Consider the following 3960-nt stretch of genomic DNA (forward strand, 5'->3'; position numbering starts at 1 on the left):
CTGGTTTGGAAGCCTACACCATACCTGTACCCAGGTTGGTGTAGGAGATGTCACCAAAAAGCAAATCCGCACGGGAAAGAGATACGATCCAAATAATAAACATCTAAAAGCAATTCACTTTGGTAGAGTACCGCCCGATGGTAGTATCGGTCTTGTTCCTTCTGAGATACAAGGCTACCATCTCAAGTCAAAAGTCTTGGGAGAAGGCGGAGATTACCGCTATCATGGAAAATTTATAAATGAAGTGTTATACTTTCCTGGTGTCAAAACAAGCCATTGATAGAGAAATATGTCTTATGAATACAGTTACCTTGAACGATCGTAAAATCTGGGAAGATATTGATAATATTTTAGTTTCTATTGAGCTAAATCATATCGTCAGTAGACATCTCGAATCCTGTAATTACAAAATACACGGTTACTGGGATAGCAAGAATAACTTTTACGAAGAAATTGCGATTAGCAATCCCATCTGTACTGAGTTAACAAGTCGTTCTATTGGCACAACATTGATCGACAACTATCCCACTTCTCACTGGATTCAGCTCAAATTTTTACTTAAAGCTGACTTATCTGCTCTCGAAAATGATTTACTTACAGATGAGGAGGATGGTGAAATTGGTGAACTAACTCTCATTTTAGATACTAATCTGAAAGTCGTTGATGAAAACTGGCTACTGGATGTTGAATCTCCTTTTGTAGTTGCAAGAAGCCACATCAAGTAAATATATTTAAGCATCCCGAAAGCTCTAAGAGCAATCCTATGACAGAGACACTTTCAAAACCAAAAGATCGACGACTCGTCCACTCTGGAATTACTTGGCAAAAGTTCAAGTCAATTCAGAGTGGATTTGCTGACTCTCCAGGCATCAGATTGTTTTACTATGAAGGTGAGGTAGAAATATTGGCAGTTTCCCAAGATCGTGAATTTTTCAGCAGGACAATTTCTGCCCTACTTTTCATCTACTGTATGGAAAAAATAATCCAGTTTGCTCCCACAGGCAATTTTACCCAAGAAAAAGAAGGTGTTGCTTCCGCACAAGCTGATGAATCCTATTTTATTGGTAGGAAGCGAATCCCTCGCTCTATTGTATTACCTGACTTAGATATTGCTCTCCTGAGTCGTTGTTTCTTGATGACAGATACAGTTGAGGCAGGTTTAGAATTCAGATGGGCAATTGATCGAGCTGAGTAGTCTATTCCCAAAGTTTTATGAACGAACAACAACCAACACAATTTTTAACCCTAGAAGAATCAGCCGATGTAGATAAAGCGCTGCTAGCTTCCCACGAGAAGTTTCTCACCAGATTAACAATTTCATCCCTAAGACTCTTGAAACATATTGCCCAAGAGACTAATACCACAGTTGAAGAATTAACCCATCAACAAGTCATTGCTTGGTTTGAAAAAGATGCCAAGATTAGACAAGAAAAAGGCATCGAATCCGCCTTCCTCAAATGGTAAACAAATGTGGGTAAAGTCAAAAGTCACCCATTTAAAAGTCAAAATGGGGAATAAAACAATATCCTGAATGCCTTGGCGACTGCTATAATTCCCCCTCATCACCATAAAAGCCGATCAAAACCCTTTGCGCCCTACTCTGGCGAGAAGCCGCTGCGCGTCTATGCGTTAAAAAAATATCGATCGAGTCAACATCGGGATATTCACCCAGACACGCTCCAAAAGAAGTTAGACACTTGTGAAGTGAATCGCAATAGCATATAAAATCATAAAAAGGTTATTAGCCCTCCTTTGGATTATGCTACCATAATCGCTGAAACGACGCAATCTCGTCAAGTATTGAGAATTAATCTTAATAAATTTAACGAAGTTAAGCCACTTTCAGCCTTCGAGGATTTATTACGTTATGTAAACTACTACTTTTTTGGGGGGGTTTTCCGTACCTACCTTGGCAATGTGTGACAAAAACATAATCAAACTCATAAAGTCACACTGATGGAATAGCGGAGATAAGAATAGAGAAAGAAAAAATATCCCGACTCTTGAGTGCGCTCGCAAATAGAAACCCGGTTTCTCCAAAAAACTGGGTTTCTTAAGCCACAAAAGGTTTCTCTCTATTTAAATCTCTATTTAAAAATCCGCACTCAAAGGCGTGCGCGGGAAAGGAATCACATCCCGAATATTCCCCATCCCCGTCATAAACTGTACCAACCGTTCAAACCCCAAACCAAACCCGGCATGAGGTACAGTACCATAACGGCGCAAATCCAAATACCAAGATAAATCTTCCGGATTTATCCCTTGACTTTCCATCCGTTTTTGGAGAACATCTAGTCTTTCTTCCCGCTGAGAACCACCAATAATCTCACCAATCTTAGGTGCGAGAACATCCATAGCAGCCACTGTTTTTTCCTCATCATTTAACCGCATGTAAAATGCCTTAATCCCCACCGGATAATTGGTGACTATTACTGGTTTTTTAAACAATTCCTCTGCTAAATAGCGTTCATGTTCCGATTGTAAATCCAATCCCCAATTGACGGGATACTCAAACTGGCGCTCTGCCTTTTCTAATAGTGAAATCGCCTCTGTATAAGTAATCCGCTGAAACTCATTATTTATAATATTTTCAGCGGTTGCCAGTACAGAATTATCAATCCGCTCATTGAAGAATTCCATATCTTCTGGACATTTATCCAAAACATACTTAAAAATATACTTCAGAAATGCCTCTGCCAAATCCATATCCCCATTCAAATCGCAAAATGCCATTTCCGGCTCCACCATCCAAAACTCGGCTAAATGTCGGGAAGTATTAGAATTTTCGGCACGGAATGTGGGACCAAAGGTATAGACATCGCGAAAAGCCATTGCCATGACTTCGGCTTGTAATTGTCCGCTCACGGTAAGATAAGCTTTACGTCCAAAAAAGTCCTGACTAAAATCGACTTCGCCCGCTTTAGTTTTGGGAATATTATTGAGATTTAAACTAGTAACAGTAAATAACTCCCCCGCACCTTCACAATCGCTAGCGGTAATAATTGGACTGTGAATCCACAAAAATCCCCGTTCCTGAAAAAACTGGTGAATGGCGCTAGCACAAGCATTACGGACACGGAATACAGCACCAATTGTATTCGTCCGCGATCGCAAATGTCCAATCGTCCGCAAAAATTCAAAGGAATGGCGTTTCTTTTGGAGTGGATAAGTTGCCGCATCTGCATCGCCGTATACTATTACTGAGGATGCTTTTAATTCAATCCGCTGTCCTTTTCCCAGAGATGGTACAATGACACCAGATACTTCAACCGATGCTCCTGTGTTAATCTGTTTGAGGATAGTGTCATAGTCGGGTAAGTCGGGATTGAGGACAACTTGTAAATTTGCTAGGAATGAGCCATCATTAACCTCAATGAAGGTAAATTCCTTCAATTCTCGTTTTGTCCGTACCCAGCCTTTAATCGTAACTGACTCATCAGGCTGACTATTGCGCAATATTTCTGCAATCCGTTGATTTACCATGTTTTTTGATTTTTGATTGAATCCGTAGCTTTTGCCAATATCGGGCATTATTTCTAGTTTAATCGCCAGATCGAGTTAGCAGTCAGGATGATATTTGACACTCCCCTGTCTCCCATACATAGGGATTCTAAGCAGAAGCAATTTGACTGGTTAAAACCAGATATTAGAGATATGCAGAATATGGCAGAAGTAATCGCAATTCTGTGCCAAATCCCAAAAAGGTCATTAGCCCTCCTTTGGATTATTAGACCACAATAGCTGAAACGACGCAATCTCGTCAAGTATTGAGAATTAATCTTAATAAATTTAACGAAGTTAAGGCACTTTCAGCCTTTTCTCATTTGTTACGTTATGTAAATTACTTTTTTTTTGAGGGAGAGGGGTTGGGGAGGGGTTGATTAGCCCTGCCCTCGATCGCAGGTCTGTTTCATGCTCAAATTTTACGACAGATTGAAATCTGTCGCTACACAGACAAAA

5 protein-coding genes are annotated in these 3960 nt (G+C 40.2%); 4 read left to right on the forward strand and 1 reads right to left on the reverse strand.

All coding sequences use genetic code 11. From position 1 onward, the window contains the following. From NJ959_RS26770 to NJ959_RS26785, 4 genes are all read left to right on the forward strand, one after another. A partial coding sequence (locus NJ959_RS26770) for a hypothetical protein (RefSeq protein WP_254014807.1) occupies positions 1-280 on the forward strand: 280 nt, incomplete at its 5' end. A 16-nt stretch (positions 281-296) separates the two neighbouring features. Further along, on the forward strand, positions 297-725 hold the full coding sequence (locus NJ959_RS26775; protein ID WP_254014808.1) for a hypothetical protein: 429 nt from the start codon (positions 297-299) through the stop codon (positions 723-725). A gap of 38 nt (positions 726-763) precedes the next feature. Continuing rightward, entirely contained in the window at positions 764-1195 is a 432-nt protein-coding gene (locus tag NJ959_RS26780) for a Uma2 family endonuclease (protein WP_254014809.1), read from the forward strand. A 17-nt stretch (positions 1196-1212) separates the two neighbouring features. Beyond that, complete coding sequence (locus NJ959_RS26785) at positions 1213-1464, forward strand: NDH complex assembly factor CRR9 (RefSeq protein ID WP_254014810.1); 252 nt, start codon at positions 1213-1215, stop codon at positions 1462-1464. Between the two features lie 627 nt (positions 1465-2091). Here the strand turns inward: NJ959_RS26785 and asnS are convergent. Further along, positions 2092-3483 (reverse strand): asparagine--tRNA ligase, encoded by a 1392-nt coding sequence (asnS, locus tag NJ959_RS26790; RefSeq protein WP_254014811.1) that lies wholly within the window; start codon positions 3481-3483, stop codon positions 2092-2094. Positions 3484-3960: the final 477 nt, after the last annotated feature.

Origin of the sequence: Limnofasciculus baicalensis BBK-W-15, assembly GCF_024178385.1 — a bacterium.
GTDB classification, from domain to species: Bacteria; Cyanobacteriota; Cyanobacteriia; order Cyanobacteriales; family Coleofasciculaceae; genus Limnofasciculus; species Limnofasciculus baicalensis.